20 protein-coding genes are annotated in these 17,878 nt (G+C 42.7%); 14 read left to right on the top strand and 6 right to left on the bottom strand.

All coding sequences use genetic code 11. The annotated features are described in order from the left end of the window. Positions 1–35 precede the first annotated feature (35 nt). Positions 36–926: a LysR family transcriptional regulator gene (locus MHH46_RS16950; RefSeq protein ID WP_076126672.1), complete on the bottom strand. Its 891-nt coding sequence runs from the start codon at positions 924–926 to the stop codon at positions 36–38. Positions 927–1,254: 328 nt separating this feature from the next. Here MHH46_RS16950 and MHH46_RS16945 point away from each other — a divergent pair, with 328 nt between their 5' ends. The 10 genes from MHH46_RS16945 to MHH46_RS16900 all read left to right on the top strand — a co-directional run bounded on the left by MHH46_RS16945 (position 1,255) and on the right by MHH46_RS16900 (position 10,070). Beyond that, a complete protein-coding gene (locus MHH46_RS16945) occupies positions 1,255–2,190 on the top strand; it encodes a phosphate ABC transporter substrate-binding protein PstS family protein (protein WP_076126671.1) in 936 nt (311 codons plus the stop codon). Between the two features lie 90 nt (positions 2,191–2,280). Beyond that, positions 2,281–3,183 carry a phosphate ABC transporter permease subunit PstC gene (pstC, locus tag MHH46_RS16940; RefSeq protein WP_036687519.1) on the top strand — a complete coding sequence of 301 codons (903 nt, stop codon included), beginning with the start codon at positions 2,281–2,283 and terminating at the stop codon, positions 3,181–3,183. Beyond that, positions 3,180–4,076, top strand: a complete 897-nt coding sequence (gene pstA / locus MHH46_RS16935) for a phosphate ABC transporter permease PstA (RefSeq protein WP_036687518.1) — start codon at positions 3,180–3,182, stop codon at positions 4,074–4,076. Before pstC ends, pstA begins: the two co-directional genes overlap by 4 nt. A 38-nt stretch (positions 4,077–4,114) precedes the next feature. Beyond that, complete coding sequence (gene pstB / locus MHH46_RS16930; RefSeq protein ID WP_036687516.1) at positions 4,115–4,891, top strand: phosphate ABC transporter ATP-binding protein PstB; 777 nt, start codon at positions 4,115–4,117, stop codon at positions 4,889–4,891. A 223-nt stretch (positions 4,892–5,114) separates the two neighbouring features. Further along, positions 5,115–5,717: a nitroreductase gene (locus tag MHH46_RS16925; RefSeq protein WP_076099095.1), complete on the top strand. Its 603-nt coding sequence runs from the start codon at positions 5,115–5,117 to the stop codon at positions 5,715–5,717. Between the two features lie 1,526 nt (positions 5,718–7,243). Then, positions 7,244–7,447 (top strand): helix-turn-helix transcriptional regulator, encoded by a 204-nt coding sequence (locus tag MHH46_RS16920; RefSeq protein WP_036676881.1) that lies wholly within the window; start codon positions 7,244–7,246, stop codon positions 7,445–7,447. A 2-nt stretch (positions 7,448–7,449) separates the two neighbouring features. Beyond that, positions 7,450–7,917, top strand: a complete 468-nt coding sequence (locus tag MHH46_RS16915; protein WP_076126667.1) for a DUF6773 family protein — start codon at positions 7,450–7,452, stop codon at positions 7,915–7,917. A gap of 140 nt (positions 7,918–8,057) precedes the next feature. After that, the gene (locus tag MHH46_RS16910; protein WP_076190236.1) at positions 8,058–8,774 is read left to right on the top strand and encodes an MBL fold metallo-hydrolase; all 717 of its coding nucleotides are present in this window, start codon (positions 8,058–8,060) and stop codon (positions 8,772–8,774) included. Then, complete coding sequence (locus MHH46_RS16905) at positions 8,775–9,347, top strand: TetR/AcrR family transcriptional regulator (protein WP_076190237.1); 573 nt, start codon at positions 8,775–8,777, stop codon at positions 9,345–9,347. A 30-nt stretch (positions 9,348–9,377) separates the two neighbouring features. After that, the gene (locus MHH46_RS16900) at positions 9,378–10,070 is read left to right on the top strand and encodes a hypothetical protein (RefSeq protein ID WP_076190238.1); all 693 of its coding nucleotides are present in this window, start codon (positions 9,378–9,380) and stop codon (positions 10,068–10,070) included. A gap of 74 nt (positions 10,071–10,144) precedes the next feature. On the opposite strand, the gene MHH46_RS16895 is transcribed toward MHH46_RS16900, so the two are convergent. The 3 genes from MHH46_RS16895 to MHH46_RS16885 all read right to left on the bottom strand — a co-directional run bounded on the left by MHH46_RS16895 (position 10,145) and on the right by MHH46_RS16885 (position 13,061). Then, the gene (locus MHH46_RS16895) at positions 10,145–10,327 is read right to left on the bottom strand and encodes a hypothetical protein (RefSeq protein ID WP_076126661.1); all 183 of its coding nucleotides are present in this window, start codon (positions 10,325–10,327) and stop codon (positions 10,145–10,147) included. Between the two features lie 227 nt (positions 10,328–10,554). Beyond that, a complete protein-coding gene (locus MHH46_RS16890) occupies positions 10,555–11,784 on the bottom strand; it encodes an aminopeptidase (RefSeq protein WP_076126659.1) in 1,230 nt (409 codons plus the stop codon). A 44-nt stretch (positions 11,785–11,828) separates the two neighbouring features. Continuing rightward, complete coding sequence (locus MHH46_RS16885) at positions 11,829–13,061, bottom strand: aminopeptidase (RefSeq protein ID WP_076126657.1); 1,233 nt, start codon at positions 13,059–13,061, stop codon at positions 11,829–11,831. Positions 13,062–13,238: 177 nt separating this feature from the next. Here MHH46_RS16885 and MHH46_RS16880 point away from each other — a divergent pair, with 177 nt between their 5' ends. Beyond that, positions 13,239–13,517 carry a hypothetical protein gene (locus MHH46_RS16880; protein WP_076126655.1) on the top strand — a complete coding sequence of 93 codons (279 nt, stop codon included), beginning with the start codon at positions 13,239–13,241 and terminating at the stop codon, positions 13,515–13,517. 54 nt (positions 13,518–13,571) lie between these two features. On the opposite strand, the gene MHH46_RS16875 is transcribed toward MHH46_RS16880, so the two are convergent. Further along, entirely contained in the window at positions 13,572–14,888 is a 1,317-nt protein-coding gene (locus tag MHH46_RS16875; protein ID WP_076190448.1) for a TrkH family potassium uptake protein, read from the bottom strand. A 191-nt stretch (positions 14,889–15,079) separates the two neighbouring features. On the opposite strand from MHH46_RS16875, the gene MHH46_RS16870 reads away from it, so the two are divergent. Genes MHH46_RS16870 through MHH46_RS16860 form a run of 3 tightly spaced genes read left to right on the top strand, consistent with a single transcriptional unit; the run spans position 15,080 to position 16,445 of the window. Further along, the gene (locus tag MHH46_RS16870) at positions 15,080–15,433 is read left to right on the top strand and encodes a VOC family protein (RefSeq protein WP_076190451.1); all 354 of its coding nucleotides are present in this window, start codon (positions 15,080–15,082) and stop codon (positions 15,431–15,433) included. Between the two features lie 25 nt (positions 15,434–15,458). Then, positions 15,459–15,887 (top strand): GNAT family N-acetyltransferase, encoded by a 429-nt coding sequence (locus MHH46_RS16865; RefSeq protein ID WP_076184843.1) that lies wholly within the window; start codon positions 15,459–15,461, stop codon positions 15,885–15,887. A gap of 24 nt (positions 15,888–15,911) precedes the next feature. Beyond that, positions 15,912–16,445 (top strand): GNAT family N-acetyltransferase, encoded by a 534-nt coding sequence (locus tag MHH46_RS16860; protein WP_081387757.1) that lies wholly within the window; start codon positions 15,912–15,914, stop codon positions 16,443–16,445. A 50-nt stretch (positions 16,446–16,495) separates the two neighbouring features. Here MHH46_RS16860 and MHH46_RS16855 read toward each other — a convergent pair whose 3' ends face one another. Continuing rightward, positions 16,496–17,806 carry a hemolysin family protein gene (locus tag MHH46_RS16855; RefSeq protein ID WP_076126650.1) on the bottom strand — a complete coding sequence of 437 codons (1,311 nt, stop codon included), beginning with the start codon at positions 17,804–17,806 and terminating at the stop codon, positions 16,496–16,498. Positions 17,807–17,878 lie beyond the last annotated feature (72 nt).

The raw sequence follows: 17,878 nt of genomic DNA, 5'->3' as shown, positions 1-17,878 counted from the left end.
AAACCGTTTGCGGCTTTAGAAGCTTCCTTGTTTTTTTAAAGATCAAGAGTCGTTACTATATCAACAAAGGATTGCTGCAACGGTGTTAAAATATGATCTTTACGCCAGCCGAGCACAAACCCGCCGCTTTCAGGCAGAATCCCTGGCAGGTTAGCATAGCTAAGCTTGCCTAGCTCAATCTCAGCTTTAACCGCCGCTTTAGAACATATACCAACACAATCACTCCCGCTAACTAACTGCTTAATCACTTCTGGAGAATTCAACTCGGATCGGTTCCATAAACGGATTTGATTGAATTGTGCCCATTGATCGGCATACCCTCGTAAACAAGATCCTTGCTCATGCTGAATCCACGGCTCATTGGCAATTAGTTCAGGTGTTAATTTCTCTAGGCCTTCAAATGGATGACCAGGTGCAAAAATTAGGACAGGTTCATCACGGACAATAAGCTGAAAATCAAAAGATTCGTCCTGCCAATCCGCAGTATGTAAAATGGCCATCTGAATATCCCGACTACGGAGACGCTCACGTAACAAAGCATCGCTTTGAACAGTCAAAGAGTTGTTAATCCCCGGATAGAGTTTCATGAATTGGATTAACACATTAGGTAAAATATAAGTTGCAGGAATAAAACTGGCTTCCAGCTCTAATATTCCTTTTGAGGGGGAAGAAAATTGTTTAACTGTGCGCTCAGCTTCTGCTGTGAGAGAGACGATTTTGAGGGCGTATTGATAAAGGGCTCGTCCAGCGTCCGTAAGCAGCACTCTTCCGCTTCGGTAAAGAAATAGAGGGGTTCCGAGCTCAGCCTCCAGATTCTTCATATGAAAAGATACAGTAGGTTGTTTAAGGCCTAATTCTGCGGCTACATCGGTTACTTTTTTATATTTTTCAATTAGAACTACGATGTTCAATTTCATAATATTCATGACTTTCCTCCACATAATGCTAAGTTGGATTATAAATTATATCTCCATTATAGATTATATCTATACAGATATACACTTTATATTGGTATTTTTTTCGTTCCCTTTACAAAGATAAGAAGTTTCTCTAACGAACGAGCTCTAGAATAAGAAGAGTCAGAGGGGCCAAGAAGTCCCGGACAACATATAACATATGCGTTTGATGAACTTTTACAGTAACCATGCATATGGGGGCCAAGCTCCACAACACCATGTTAAAGCTTTCGAAGCCAGTTTGGTATGAACTGATCAGGGAGCCATGCTAACAAACCATTTAGGAGGAGACAAAACAATGCAATTCAAAAAATCATGGATCATGACTTTGGCTTTAACAAGCGTACTGGCACTATCGGCTTGCGGTAACGGCGGGGCTAACAACACAGGAGGAAACGCTGCAGCAACTAACGAAGGAAGCGGCGGCGCTGAAATAAGTGGTTCGATTCTGGCTTCAGGTTCAACAGCATTACAACCCTTGGTTGAGCTGGTAGCAGAGAATTTCATGGATAAAAACACTGGCGTGGACATTCAAGTTCAAGGCGGTGGCAGTGGTACTGGTCTTACTCAAGTAGCTGAGAAACAAGTAGATATCGGAAACTCTGACGTATTCGCAGAAGAAAAATTAAAAGATGCTGATGCGGAAAAAGCAGCAGCACTCGTAGATCATCAAGTAGCAGTAGTAGCGATCGCAGCAGTATCTCATCCTGATGCTGGTGTGGATAGCTTGACTAAACAACAACTGGTGGACATTTTCACTGGTAAAATCACTAACTGGTCTGAAGTCGGCGGAGCGGATCAAAAAATCCAAATCATCAACCGTCCAGGCAGCTCCGGTACTCGTGCTACCTTTGAAAGCTTTGCACTTGGAACCAAAACAGAAGATATCCCAGGTTCGATTCAAGAAGATTCCTCCGGTACGGTTAAGAAAATGATCGGTGAAACTCCAGGGGCAATCGGATACCTTGCTCTTTCTTACCTGGATGATTCCATTAAAACACTTAGTCTTGACGGTGTAGAAGCATCTGTTGACAATGTTGTTTCGGGTAAATACCCAGTATGGGCTTACGAGCATATGTACACAAATGGTGAACCTAATGCAACAGTAAAAGCATTCCTCGACTTTTTCTTAACTGACGAAGTGCAAACAGGTGAAGTTGTTGAACTTGGATACATCCCAGCTGTTAAAATGCAAGTTGTTCGCGACGTTGCAGGAACTGTTACCGCTAAGTAATTTAATTCTAGGCAAGGTTATTGATTAGAATCTCAAGTGATTAGAGGCGGATACATCTGCCTCTCTTTTCACTTTAGAAAGAGGGAGCAATTGAGGGTGAAACTAAAGAACTCACGATTCGAAAAACATCATATTGAAGATTTTGTTGGACGTACTTATATGTCCTTCTGTGTATTACTGTTGATAACAATCATTGTATCGATGGTATATTTTGTAGCGTCTAAAGGAATTTCAACCTTCACAAGTGGCAATGCTACAGTTTCTGAATTTCTCTTCGGTACAAAGTGGTCGCCTGAAGCGGATACGCCTTCCTTCGGAGCTTTTCCATTTATCTCGGGCTCCTTCCTGGTTACTTTGCTTGCCGCATTGATTGCTAGTCCACTTAGCTTATGCGCTGCGTTATTTATGACTGAGATTGTTCCAGGGTGGGGCAAAAAATTACTTCAACCTGTTATTGAGCTTTTGGCAGGGATTCCTTCGGTAGTATATGGTTTCATCGGATTAAGTGTAATTGTACCGTTTCTACGCAACAACCTGCCGGGCCAAGGCATCGGGGTAGCTGCAGGCGCGCTTGTGCTCTCGGTAATGATTCTTCCGACGATTACAAGCGTGGCTGCAGACGCGCTGGCTTCATTGCCGCAAAACTTAAAAGAATCTTCCTATGCGCTTGGTGCCACCCGGTGGCAGACGATTTCGCGGGTGATTATTCCAACAACCTTTCCTGCCATAATGACAGGGATTGTATTGGGAATGGCTCGTGCTTTCGGTGAAGCACTCGCTGTACAAATGGTTATCGGGAACGCGCCATTCGTACCAAAATCACTCTTTGAGTCAGCTTCTACCTTGACCAGTGTGATCACACTCGGTATGGGGAACACGACCATGGGCTCACCTCACAATAATGCACTGTGGAGTATGGCACTGGTTCTTATGCTGATGACTTTCGTATTTGTCTTCTTTGTGAGAATGCTTGAAAGGAGAAATAAAATTTGAAGCCGAGAACCGTAAATAAAATTGCCACCAGTCTTATTGTATTTTTCGCGATGCTCATCGTTGCCATTCTACTTGGACTTTTGGGATATATCCTCTTTAGAGGCTTAAGCCATATCAGTTGGGATTTTCTTTTCTCCGCACCGCAAAAGATTCGTGCAGGTGGAGGGATCGGACCGCAGCTATTTAACTCCTTATTCCTGTTGGTACTGACACTTATTATTACAGTTCCGCTTGGACTGGGTGCCGGTATTTATATGGCGGAATACGCTCGTCCCGGTAAGATTACCGGCTTTATTCGCTTGATTGTTGAAGTATTGTCATCTTTCCCTTCCATCGTAGTCGGCTTGTTTGGTCTATTGCTGATTGTTAACTATTTCAATCTGGGCTTCTCCTTAATCTCCGGTGCGCTGGCATTGACGGTCTTTAATCTGCCGCTGATGGTGCGGATTACAGAGCAAGCTTTCCGTAGTGTTCCAAAACAACAAAAAGAGGCCGGTTTTGCACTAGGATTGTCAAAGTGGAAAATTGTTACCTCGGTGTTGTTTCCGGTAGCATTACCTACAATTATTACAGGTACTATCTTGTCCGCTGGCCGTGTCTTTGGGGAAGCAGCTGCGTTGATGTTCACAGCAGGGATGAGTAGTCCAAGATTAGATTTCACTAACTGGAATCCACTTAGTGCGAATTCACCACTGAATCCCTTCCGTCCAGCGGAAACGCTGGCTGTCCACATTTGGAAGGTCAACAGTGAAGGTCTAGCTCCAGATGCTGCACAAATTGCTGCGGGAGCTTCGGCGGTGCTTGTAATTATGGTGTTAATCTTCAATCTGGCAGCACGTTATTTCGGAAGATTTATTTATCGTAAGCTTACAGCTTCAAAAAGAATGAACTAATCATACAAATTAAAGTAGAGATGTAGGAGGAGTAATCGATGGGAACGTCGGCAACAGCAGTGCGTGAATCTTTTCAAACCGAAGACCTGAGTATTTTTTACGGAACATATGAGGCAGTAAAGGGGATAAGCCTTCCATTTGCTGAAAATACGGTTACTGCACTGATCGGCCCCTCCGGCTGCGGTAAATCAACCTTTCTTCGTTCTTTGAACCGGATGAATGACGAAATTTCTGGCTCAAAAACAAAAGGAAGCATCTGGATTGATGGAGTGGATATTAATGCTCCGGGTACGGATGTGATTAAGCTGCGTCAGAAGATCGGGATGGTATGGCAAAAGCCAAATCCGTTCTATAAATCGATTTACGATAACATCGCTTTTGGACCTAAGTATCATGGCATTAAAGGTAAAAAGGCTCTTGATGAGATTGTTGAGAGCAGTCTTCGCAAAGCAGCATTGTGGGATGAGGTAAAGGATCGTTTAAAAGATTCAGCGCTTGCACTTTCCGGTGGACAACAGCAGCGTCTTTGTATTGCTAGAGCGTTGTCGGTTAACCCGCAAATCCTACTCTTGGACGAACCAGCATCAGCTCTAGACCCGGTCTCCACAGGTAAAGTAGAGGAGCTAATCAAGGAGTTAAAAGAAGAGCTTCGCATCGTTATTGTGACACATAATATGCAGCAGGCAGCTCGGATCTCTGATTATACCGCATACTTTTATCTAGGCTCCCTTGTCGAATATGATAAGACGGATAAAGTCTTTACCAATCCAGAGAATCAAATGACGCAAGAATATATCATGGGCCGATTCGGCTGAAGCTGTGAACATCGTTCCTTCAGGAACGGTGTTTTTTTTGTGAATTCAAAAGTTAATATGCAGAGAAACAATAACATCCGAAAGTTTCTGCGAAGTATATCGGTTGTTTTTATATGAAATTAACTGTGATTCGAAAGGTTACCTGTTATTTGCAAAAGGCAGAAAGATGCTGTATTATTTGTGATAATGATTATCATTATTACTATAATAGGGAGTGGATCTTATGACGCAATCTCAACAGACTCAACAGAATAGTGTGGCCGAAATAATAAAAGAACGACGCTCGATTAAGCTTTTTAAAAAAGATCCACTTCCACAAGGCCTTTTAGAGGAATTATTAAATGTAGCGGTATGGGCACCGAATCATGGTGTGCGTGAGCCGTGGAGATTTATTGCTTTTCAAGGGGAAGGTTCGAAATTCCTAGCTGAATCTGCATTTGCTTTTGTAAAACGTGCTATAGCTGATCCAGAAGTGGCTGCTAAACGTAAAGAATATATCTCGAATATTCCATTAACAGTAATCGTAGTAATGCCTGAAGATCCTCGGCAGAGAGAGTGGGACGAGGATTTTGCAGCAGCGTCCGCACTTGTACAGAACTTCCAGCTCGCAGCTTGGGAGCAAGGTGTAGGGACAATTTGGAAGACTGATCCATACATCAACAACCCTGAATTCCGCACTAAAATTGGTGTGAAGCCCGGCGAAAAAATTGTAGCCATGATCCATGCCGGATATCCGGAGACTGTACCTGACAGCCGTCCACGCACAGACGCTTCGGAGCTGCTGAAGATCGTAGACTTCTATCCAGAGAATGGCGTAGTGGAATAAGGAAAGTCGAAGGCATTCGTATATTAAAAGCGGCGAAAGATCAAAAATATCGAAAAAGCGTCGAAAGATCAAAAAGATCGAAAGATCAAAAACGTCGATAGATCATTAGCATCGAAAGATCAAAAGTATCGAAAGATCATAAGCGTCGAATTATCAAAAGTATCCTTAGGGATGCTTTTTTTTGTTGCTTAGACTAGCGAAAGTAGGGGGAGGGCTACTGGGTGCTGATCACGTTTCGTTGCTGGTTCCTCTGCTGATGTGGCTCAACCTTCTACTTACTTCCTAATGATCTCCTACTGACCTCCTGCGGGCTTCCTACTGATCTCCGTATCGGACTGTATTGCAGCTATTTGAGCTTTTTGAGTCATTTTGCCGATCTATCGGACCGCATAGCTCTTATTACCATGTAACTGTGCAGAATTGGTGTGGTTATGAGTAAATAGCTGCAACTGGGTCCGATAGCACGTCAATTAGCTACAAATCTACGAAATAAGGACTCCTCAGTCCGATGCAACGGCGAATAAGTGAACTAACTCCAAACTAACCCAAACTAACTAAAGACCCTCAGTATGTTACGGACTGTATAGCAGCTATTTGAGCTTTTTGAGTCACTTTGCCGATCTATCGGACCACATAGCTCTTATTAGCATGTAACGGCGCAGAATCAGTGTGGTTTTGAGTAAATAGCTGCAACTGAGTCCGATAGCTCGCCTAAAACGTTTGAAATGGTGAAATAAGATCAACTGAGTCCGAACCATCGGCAAAAGTGTGTTCACAAGCATGGGGGATAGTTCAAATCGCGCAAGAACCCAAAGTAACCTAAGAACCAAACCAATGATGTCCAGTTACCGAATTAACCCAAGTAAGCAAAGAAGCTCAAGTCACAAAAGTAGTCAAAAAAGTAAAAAGAGCCAAGATAACCTCAAGAATCTGATGAAGCTAATGAAGCTATTGAAGCTCAAGTAGGCTCAAGTAGGCGTATAACCCAAACTAACTAAAGACCCTCAGTATGTTACGGACCGTATAACAGCTAATTGAGCTTTTTGAGTCATTTTGCAGATGTATCGGACCGCATAGCTCTTATTACCTTGTAACAGCGCAGAATTGGTGTGGTTATGAGTAAATAGCTGCAACTGAGTCCGATAACCCGCAGAAAACAATCGAATTTGCATAATAAGGTCATCTGAGTCCGAACCATTGGCAAAAGTGTGCTTACATACTAGCAAAGGCGGCGAGTTAGGCATCGCAACTGACTGGCTATGGACTCAGTTACAATCACTCTTCACCATTTGATCCAACGGTGGGGAGAAAGTATTTCCTGACGGAGAGGGAATGGAAAATGAAGTCTGGATCCTAATATGAAACGTTGATCTTAATAAGAAACGTCGATCCTAATATGACACGTCGATCCTAAAGTCAAACGTTGATCCCACTAATTAAATGCAATATATAATGTACATAATGACCGATATAGATTACAATGGTGGAAAATGGAATGCATGACAAACATTAAAAGGGGTTATGGAGTGGGAGAGAACAAAAACATCAAGTTGAAGCTGGCTAGGATCCAAAAGAATCTTTCCCAAGAACAGTTAGCGGAAGTTGTAGGGGTTACACGGCAGACGATCGGCTTGATTGAAGCTGGTAACTATAACCCGACGATTAAGCTGTGCATAGCCATCTGCAAGGCGTTGGATACGTCATTAAACGATATTTTTTGGGAGGATTAGTTGTGAAAGGGCCAAAGATTAAAGATGAACGAATTATCACAGAAATTCAGAAGTTTAGTACGCACGGATTGTTGATTGTGTTAGTGGGATTTATGATTAGCCTTTTGGTAAAAGTATTTATCCTGGAGTGGGACATCAAATATTGGGTTGATACTTTTGGGATTATGCTGTTAGGTTGCTTGTATGTTACCGTTCGTTGTGTCAAAGATGGGATATACCTGCTGCCAAGTAAGGAAGGAGAACTCAAACGGTTTAAGAAGATTCATTTAATATCGGGAGTTATCAGCACGATTATTTGGGCCACGCTAACATTTTTGCTTGATTTTAGAGAAGCGGGAGAAGTGGATATTAGAAAAAATATATCGAGTACTCTCGTGGGGGCGGTTGTATTTTTCATAGGGGTCACTTGGGCGATGTGGTACATAATTAATAAATCCAACAAAAATGCTGACAAGAACATTGAGAATTAAATATTAAGTATTAAGTATTAAGTATTAAGTATTAAATATTAAGTATTAAATATTAAATATTAAAGATAACTACCTCTTGAAAAACTAATGTCATTAGTTTATATTTAAGCTAATACCATTAGTTTATCGGAGGGGTAAGGATGAGAGTAACACGTGAAGGTCATTTATTGCAGTTGACTTGGATGCCTAATTTTTTTCCAGTGAATTGTTACATTATTGAGGAAAACGATGGATTGACTTTAATAGATGCCGCTATGCCATTTAGTCTAAAAGGAATTATGGAGACCGAAGCGAAGCTAAATAAGAAGCTTACACGCATAATCTTAACGCATGCGCATGATGATCATATTGGGGCACTGGATGGACTGAAAAAGCAACGTCCAGAGGCTCAGGTGTACATCTCTGAGCGAGATTCGGCATTACTTCGTGGAGATCGTTCACTTCGGGAAGGAGAACCTCAGACCCCTATTAAGGGAGGTGTGCCGAAGAAGATAGCTACCAAGCCAGACGTCCTTCTCCACGAAGGGGATACCATTGGCTCATTATCAGCGATTCACACTCCAGGACATACCCCCGGCTCTATGTCTTTCCTTGATTCACGCAGCGGTGCTGTAATCGTGGGGGATGCTCTTCAGACCTTCCGGGGAACTGCGGTGGCTGGAACCATCATCCCCCTGTTTCCTTTTCCAGCAATGGCTACATGGAATAAAGCACAAGCTCTGAATAGTGCGATTAAGCTTCTAGAGTTCTCTCCAGTTTTACTTGCTGTTGGTCACGGCAACTTACTTAAAGCGCCAAAGCAGGAGATGGAGAAAGCCATACGTAAGGCACAAATGATTCAGGATAGGAGTAATTAAATGTCACCTAGAGCAGGATTAGATCGTCACACGCTAGTGATTAGAGCAGCAGAAATTGCCGATGCTGAAGGCATAGAAGCTGTTACCTTGGCTGCACTAGCAGCTAAACTAGGTGTTCGTTCCCCGTCACTATATAACCATATAAATGGCCTGCAGGATTTGCGGACTGGGCTCGCCATTTACGGTTTAGAGTTATTATTTACATGCATGTCGAACGCAGCTGAGGGATTAAATGGAGATGCTGCTGTACACGCGATGGGCCGAGCATATGTGGATTTTGCTAGGAGTAGACCAGGTTTGTATGAGACTACACTACGAGCCCCTGAACAGGAGAACACGGAGCTTGAAGCGGCTGGTGAGCATATTTTGCAGTTTATAATTCAGGTGATGAAGAGTTATCAATTAGGTGAAGAAGGAGAACTTCATGCCGTAAGGGGATTACGGAGTATCCTACATGGATTCGCCTCTTTGGAGCAAAAGGGTGGATTTGGTATGGCGCTCGATACTAACGAGAGTCTAACCCGCTTGATTAGCACTTTTATAACCGGAATTGGAAATATGAAATCAGATTAAATTAGATTAGATCTAGGAGATGATGAACAAATGGGTCAGGAATATGAACAAGGTAGTGTCACCACTTATGGGGAAACAGCAGAGATTATTGCGAAATTGGGGATTTTACCGCTTGCTGCGCTGATTCCCGGGCACCCGTCTTTAAACGGCTTGACTAAGCCCGAGAATTGGCATACTGGGACAGATTTAGATCCGTGGTCATGGCGTGCGCAGTTTCCAGGTGAGGGCCTTGCAGGATACGGAAAGTTTATTAAGAAAAAGGCTATTTTGGTCTCAAGGGAGTGGTTCCCGGCATTTGTAGCAGCAGTAGGCAGTACCAAATCTATTGAAGAGCGGTATAAGGATGGGTTGGCTAGTAAAGAAGCTGTGACCTTACTGCAGATTGTTCGTGAACATGAAGGCATTGATACACGTAAACTTCGGGCAGAGGCTGATATGAAGGCAAAAGAAAAGAAAACAGCCTTCGATAACGCGGTTACTGAGCTGCAAGGATCGTTAGATATGGTGATCTCAGGCATCAAGCAACGCCTGAATGATGAAGGTGAAGTAAATGGCTGGAGCAGCACCTCGTTCGAGACGGTCAGTCACTGGATGTCAGATAACGGTCTATCCGCTTTTGAAGGGGATAGAGAAGAGGCCAGAGCTTGGATACAAACGAAGATGAACGGGGTATGGTCGCCAACAGCAATAGCTTGGACAAACAAAGCATTCTCATGGAATTAATAAAAACGGTTAATCACTGCTCCATAGAGAGTGATTAACCGTAAGCGTTTTCCAATAAAATTATATCCATCACATTAAGGTTCCAACATAGGCGCCAAGTAAGCAATCAGGAAATACAAGAATCCAAAAAGCAGCATAACATAGGCAGTGTATTTAATAGCATTAGATGCAACAATTCTTGAATCTACCGGTGGTTGAATTTCTAGCTGTTCTTCTTCGAGGCTGTCAACTTCTTTGGATACTGGGTCTCTCAACATGATAATCCCCTCCTTGGAAATTCAATCCTTAACTGTATTGTGACATATTTGTGAACGTAAATCAACAATAGTGTGAACAAATATTGAACTTTTATTCAAATTTGGGCATTTTACCACCTGAAATGTTGCTGTTAAAACAAAAACAACCCGCTTACTCTCTAATTAGAGAGCTAAGCGGGTTGTTTGAAGTTGGTTCTATCTAGGATCTAACGGGTGTTGTTTATGCCTTAAGCCCAATCCCCATTACGGAAGATAGGTACTGTTGTTCCATCATCGTTAATTCCGTCAATATTCATTTCAGGTGAGCCCATCATAAAGTCAACATGGGTATGGCTTTGATTCATTCCTTTTTCCAACAGCTGTTCTTTAGTCATCGTAATTCCTTCTTGAATTGTGAAGGCATAAGCTGCCCCTAAAGCCAAATGACAGGAGGCATTCTCATCATACAATGTAGTGTAATAAAGAATACCGCTCTCAGAAATCGGAGAGTGGAAAGGCACCAAAGCAACTTCACCAAGATAGGAAGAGCCTTCATCCAGTGCGATTAGTGATGCCAGAGTTTCTGCGCCTTCTTCAGCAGTAAAATCAATCACTTTACCGTTCTCAAAGGTCAGCGTGAAGTTATTGATTAGATTGCCGCCGTAGCTAAGTGGCTTAGTGCTGCTCACTTTACCATTAATACCAGACTTCAGAGGGGCAGTAAACACTTCTTCCGTTGGAATGTTGGCTAGGAAAGGGACGCCCTTACCGTTCACAGCTCCTGCCTGACACCAGATGTGTCCTTCCGGCAACTCAATAGTTAAATCTGTACCAGGTGCTGTATAGTGCAGCTTGCGAAACTTACTTTCATTCAAGGAAGCGCAACGAGTTTTGAGTCCATCTAAATGGCGGCTCCATGCTTCAATAGGATCTTCCTGATCCGCACGTGTGGCTTTAAAGATGGCGTCCCATAATAGTTCAACCTGCTGCTCTGATGGAGCGTCAGGAAACACTTTTGCTGCCCAAGAGGCTGATGGGAAGGCAAGGCCGCTCCAGCTCGCATGATTCCCCATTAAGTACTCACGATAAGGTGCTAGGGTCTGCCCAGAGATACGTTGATTATCGGCAATTCTTCCCGGTTCAACGCCTTTTAAAAGATCTGGGTCAGCGGAGATAATGGTTAGAAATGCGGCTCCCTTTTTAGCAAGATCCTCTAATTCATCGGCTTGCCACTGCGGCGGCTCCAGGAAGGAATCGGATGGAGCAAGATCATAACGTGTACGTAATACAACTTCATCACTATAATTTACCTTTACAAGTCTCGCGCCGGCTTCATAGGCTTTACGAACCACAAGTCGCACAAGCTCTGCGGATACAATATCTGCATTCACAACGAGTGTCTGACCCGGTTGAATATTAACGCCAATCTTCACGGCCAGCAATGCGTAATTCTCCAGCTTTTGCTTGAAATCCAACATAGTTTCTATTCCTCCCAATATCCTGTATCTCTTGTGTGCTTAAATTAGAACGCCCAGTTTCCATTCAGGAAGACAGGTTCTTCAGTTCCATCAGCAGTTATCCCGTAAATGTTCATCTCAGCTGACCCGATCATGAAATCCACATGGGTTACACTATTGTTGAGGCCATGCTCAATTAACTGCTCTGGATTCATGTCTTTACCGCCTTCTAAACAGAAGGCATAAGCCATACCTATAGCAAGGTGATTAGAAGCATTTTCGTCAAACAATGTGTTGTAATAAAGAATGTTGGATTCAGAAATAGGGGATTTATGAGGAACCAAGGCAACCTCCCCTAAGTATTTCGCTCCTTCATCCATGCTAATGAGGTGCTCTAGCGCTTCTTGACCTTGCTCAGCAGTAACACTTATAATACGGCCGTTCTCAAAGCTAATAGAGAAGCCATCGATGATGTTGCCGCCATGACTAAGTGGCTTTGTACTTCTTACAGTGCCATTAACACCAGTCTTTAGTGGTGCAGTGAAGACTTCTTCGGTAGGCATATTGGCTACAAAAGAATGACCTTTTGCATTAATGCTGTCTCCTTGTGCCCAGATATGGCCTTCAGGAAGCTCGATGCTAAGGTCAGTGCCAGGTGCTATGTAATGCAGCTTTTTATATTTTTTTGCATTGAGTACATTCGCTTTTTGCTCCAAGGTGTCAAGATGCTCCTGCCATGCAGCTACTGGATCTTCACGGTCAAGACGCACGGTGTGGAAAATGGCTTCCCAGAGTTTATCTACACGTTCTTCGGCTGGAACCTCAGGGAATACTTTATCCGCCCAAGCTTGACAAGGAACAGCTACAATACTCCAGCTCACTTTGTCGGACATTTGCATTTCACGATATTTGGTGAGGGCAGCTCCGCGAACTTTTTGGAAATTGGAGATACGTACTGGATCAATACCTTTAAGTGCATCAGGATCTTCAGCGATCACGTTAAGGATAGCCGCACCTTTTTCGGCGAACTCAGTCATTTCACCTGCGTACCAAGTAGGAGGCTGAGTGAATACCTCTGGCGCAGCGTGTTCAAACTGTTGGCGTGTAATGCTTGCATCACTCCAGTTCACCTTAACTAAACTTGCTCCGATAGCATATGCCTTAGCGGTAATTAGACGTACGAAATCAGCGGCAAGAATCGGTGCATTCACCACTAGAATTTGCCCGGGTTGAATATTAACACCTATTTGTACAGCTAAATCTGCATATTTACTAAGCTTAGCCTGAAAATCAGTCATTGTAATTTCCTCCATTTACTAATAGTTTAGTACTTTACAAGCATTGTACTAAATTATTAACCGCCGGATGAAAAAAGTCAATTACGTGGAATTTACAGTGCAAAGAGAAGGAATTACATTCATTTCAATGATATACTGAAAGGGTAGCTGATTTGATGATAGGAAGGAAGATAGTGGATGAATTTAGAGATCGTAAGTGCTGAAATGAGCCGTAAAGAAGATAAAAGTTATGTAGGGAGGACTGTATTCACTCTCGAAAATCATAAGGCTCCATATGAAATTACTTTCTTCAGTACAAGAGGAACGGAATGGGATTACAGTCTAAGCTTTGCGGGTGAGCCTGGGAGCGAGGAACAGTTCTTAGAAACGGATGCATTGCTGGAGAATAACGATGATGTGTACAATCAGTTGCTGGATGCTGCACTTGATCAACAAGAAATCGTGGAAGAACAATAATATTATTGATATGACGCCAGCGGCATTATCTGGTAGCCGCTGGCCATATCATGATTATCCAATCGTTATCTTACCTTCTGGGTAACGGTACAGTTCTTTACTGCCTTTTGGTTTCAAAGCATAAGCAAGTGTAAGTGGTCCGGTCCGGCCCATAAACATCAGGATAATCACTAGAACCTTTCCTGCCGTAGTCAGTTCCGGAGTAAGGCCCATAGATAAGCCTGAGGTTCCAAAAGCAGATACTGCTTCAAAAAGTACAGTTAGAAATTCAGCGCTCTCGGTTAAGGATAATAACATCGTAGCGATGACAAGCAGCATAAGAGACATTAATGTGATAGTAAGGGCTCTATATACATTTTCTTTAGCGATCCGGTGGCGGAACATTACAATATCTTCTTTCCCCCGTAATCGCGCAGCTACTGCAGTAACCAGTACGGCGAATGTAGTGATCTTGATTCCTCCACCCGTCGACCCAGGTGCAGCTCCGATAAACATCAATAGAATCATCAGAAATTGCGTGGATTGCCGTAAAAGTGGAACTTCAATGGTGGTGACACCACCAGATCGCGGAGTTACCGCTTGTAAAAAGGTCGCCCAAAACTTTCCGCTTGCACTCAAGGGCTTCAGCGTAGAATTAAACTCCAGTAAAAAAAACAGCCCCGCACCAATAACAATCAATATAAGAGAAGTCCAAAGAACAACCTTTGAATGAAGAGTGAGTCTTCTACGTTTAGGAAAGTCCATAAGATCAGACAGAACGATAAAACCAATCCCTCCAAGAAATATGAGGCTCATTGAGGTGAAGTTAACAATGGGATCATTTACAAAACGAGTAAGTCCGCTAAACGGCCCATGAATATCACCGAAGAGATCAAAGCCTGCATTATTAAAGATAGATATACTGTGAAAAATCCCATAATATGCTGCTTTCCCAAAGGGCATATCCATCATAAACCTTCCAGCAAACAACACGGCCCCCGACAGCTGAATAACAAGAGAATAGATCAGCACTCTACGGATTAAGAGTACAATTCCCTGCATCGAATTTTGGTTCATGGATTCTTGCAAAAGGATTCGCTCTTTCAAGGATATCCGTTTATTAAGGACCAAGGTAATCAAAGTAGCCATCGTTACAAAGCCTAATCCTCCGATTTGAAATAAAATGAGTAGAACAACTTGTCCGAAGGTAGTTAGCTGAGTTCCCGTATCAATGACTGCAAGACCTGTAACACATGTGGCTGAAGTCGCCATAAACAAGGCATCGATAAAGGATATTTGTCCGGATGTTGAGGAGACCGGGAGACTAAGCAGAAAAGTCCCGGTAGTGATAAGGATTAAGAATCCTAATGATAAAACTTTGGGCGGGGTCATTTTAAAACCACCGAAGTTCAGGTTAGCCAATGTAATTCTCCTGACGTACGTGATATTGGAGTAATGCTCACAGAATTATAACACAACTTACCAGTCCTTCCCTAAATGGAGGGAGGTAATTGACATATTTTATCGAATTATTCTAGAATAACACCCTATCCGTCAACTTTAAAGAGGAGGCTTTCTTAATGATGACAAGTCCGATTCTGAATCAGATTGGTGCTGTTTTTATTCCGGTAAGGGATATTGAGAAATCAAAACAATGGTATTGCCAATTGCTTGGACTCCCATTAGATGGAGAGGTATTATTCGGTCATTTATATGTAGTCCCTATGCAGGGACCGGGCATCGTTTTGGACAGTAAGATTTACACCGCTGAATCTGTTCTAAACATCCCTTCGTTTCATCTTAACACCGAGGATATTGATGCTGCTTATGATTATGTAAAGGCCAACGGAGGAGAGATTCTCACGGATATTGAGCATGATCATTGGTTTAATTTTAAAGATCCCGATGGAAATGTGATTATGGTCTGTCGTTGTTAATCGTTGTATAGAAGGGAGTAGACGAATGATAAGAGAAGCAGTGCCCGAAGACGCTACCTTCATTGAAGAACTTTATCGGATTTTGCTGCCTGAGCATCCAGCTATTCATGTATCTCCTGAGCGGCTGAAGCAGATAGCAGATCATCCGGAGAGTTTTCTATATGTGTGCGAAGAACAAGAAACAATTGTCGGGTCGTTACATCTTCATTTTTGTATGGATGCTTTGTGTGACGATAGGCCCTTTGCTGTCATAGAAAGAGTCATTGTGGCTGAAAAAGTACGAGGAAAAGGGTATGGCGCAATGCTAATGAGACATGCCGAGAATGTAGCAATCTCCAAGGGAGCCCTTAAGATTATGTTATCAAGTGCTGCAAAGAGAGAAGAAGCGCATCGTTTCTACGAAATTCTTGGTTATGATAGCAGCTCCAGCAAGGTATTCAAGAAGTACTTATAGTTCTTTACGATTGGAAGTGATGATATGATGGTTACACTTAGAGAACTGGTGCCGGAGGATGCAGGTGAATTGCTTAGACTTCAGCATCAGTTAGACCAAGAGTCCAAATTTATGTTATTGGAACCGGATGAAAGACAAGCTAGTCTTTGTCAAGTCAAAGAAATGCTTGAAAGCTTTCTGGCAGCAGAAACTTCAATTCTTATAGGGGCAGAGGTTGACGATCATTTGGCAGGTTACTTGTCTGTTAGAGGTGGAAGTGTCAGACGTAATAGACATAGCGCGTACATAGTGATTGGGATTCAGAAACAATATCAGGGGAATGGGATTGGGGCTGGCCTGTTCCGTGAGATGGACATCTGGGCTATGAACAATGGGATTGTTCGTCTTGAGTTATCCGTCATGACACATAATCAAGCTGCTTTGGGGCTGTATACCAAGAGCGGGTTTGATATCGAAGGGACGAAGCGGAAATCTCTTATTGTCGATGGTAAGTGGGTGGATGAGTATTACATGAGCAAAATTCTCCAAAAAGAAAAAAGGATAGAGTGTCAGATTTAATCTGATGACCCTATCCTTTTTTTTATGAATAAAGGTTATGATTTCGTGATTTATGATGATTCAGTGTTGCTTGATTGTTCGATAACAACTTCAACCTTGCGGACACGGTATCTGTTCATCTCGCGGATGGTCAATGTTACATGGTCACGAACAATACTTTTGCCAATGGCTGGATCTGCGATATGACTGTATACCCAGCCTCCAACTGTGGTCACTTCTTCATCTTCGAAATCAAGCCCTGTAAGATCCTTGACCTCTAACAGAGATACCTTACCATCGAACAGATAGTTAGTATCGCTTATTTTTTCGACTTCTCTGCGTTCATCACCGTCAAACTCGTCACGGATTTCACCAACGATTTCTTCCAAAATATCTTCAATCGTGATGAGACCGGATGTTCCACCATATTCATCAAGCAGCAAGGCAATATGCACACGCTCCAACTGCATACGAGTTAGAAGATTCTTGACCGGTGTCACCTCAGATACTGTCAGTACGGGTTGAATTAAGCTATGAAAATCAAAATCAGGATTGTTATCATACTGCAAATAGAGCTGTTTCGTGTTGATCATTCCGATAATATTATCCTTGCTGCCTTGTGCCACAGGGAAACGAGTATATTGCTCCTTGCGGATAATTTCGAAATTTTCTTTCAACGAATGATTGGTGAAAAGACATACCATATCGGTTCGCGGAACCATGATTTCTTTGGCGAGCATCTCATCAAAAGTAAAGATTCGGTTAACATAGCCATATTCGGCTTTATTGATTTTCCCGCTTTCGTAACTCTCGGACAGGATCAAACGAATCTCATCTTCACTATGCGCGTCTCCATGCTCACTAGCTGGTTTCATCCCAAAAAGACGAACAAGCATATTAGCGGAACCGTTCATGAACCAAATGAGAGGGTACAAAATTCTGTAGAACCAAATAATCAGCGGTGAAGTAATTTGACCGATTTTTTCCGGAATGTTTATAGCTGCCGTCTTCGGAGCAAGTTCTCCGACAACGACGTGCAAGAATGTTGCAATGATGAATGCGAGTAAAAACGCAAGAGGGTGACTCACACTAGAACTGATATTGGCCCAGTCGAAAATAGGAAGCAATAACTGTTCGAATGCAGGCTCTGCCAGTGCACCAATACCCAGCGCAGTGATGGTAATCCCGAGCTGACAAGCGGATAAATAGCCATCGAGATTAGCGGATACCTTCTGTACTGCCAAGGCATTCTTCTTTCCGTCAAGCACCATTTGACTGATCTGGCTACCTCTAAGTCTCACCAATGCAAATTCTGTTGCTACAAAAAAAGCGGTTAAAATAATCAAAATAACCACCAACGTCAAACTAAGTCCTATACCCATATAATCTTTACCATCCCTTTCGTTCTTAAAATAGGTTATACTCATTATTATGAGTTCTTATGAACTATTCTA

The sequence above is a fragment of the Paenibacillus sp. FSL H8-0175 genome (assembly GCF_045040615.1).
Classification (GTDB): Bacteria; Bacillota; Bacilli; order Paenibacillales; family Paenibacillaceae; genus Paenibacillus_AQ; species Paenibacillus_AQ odorifer.
This window is presented reverse-complemented; position numbering and strand designations above follow the sequence as displayed.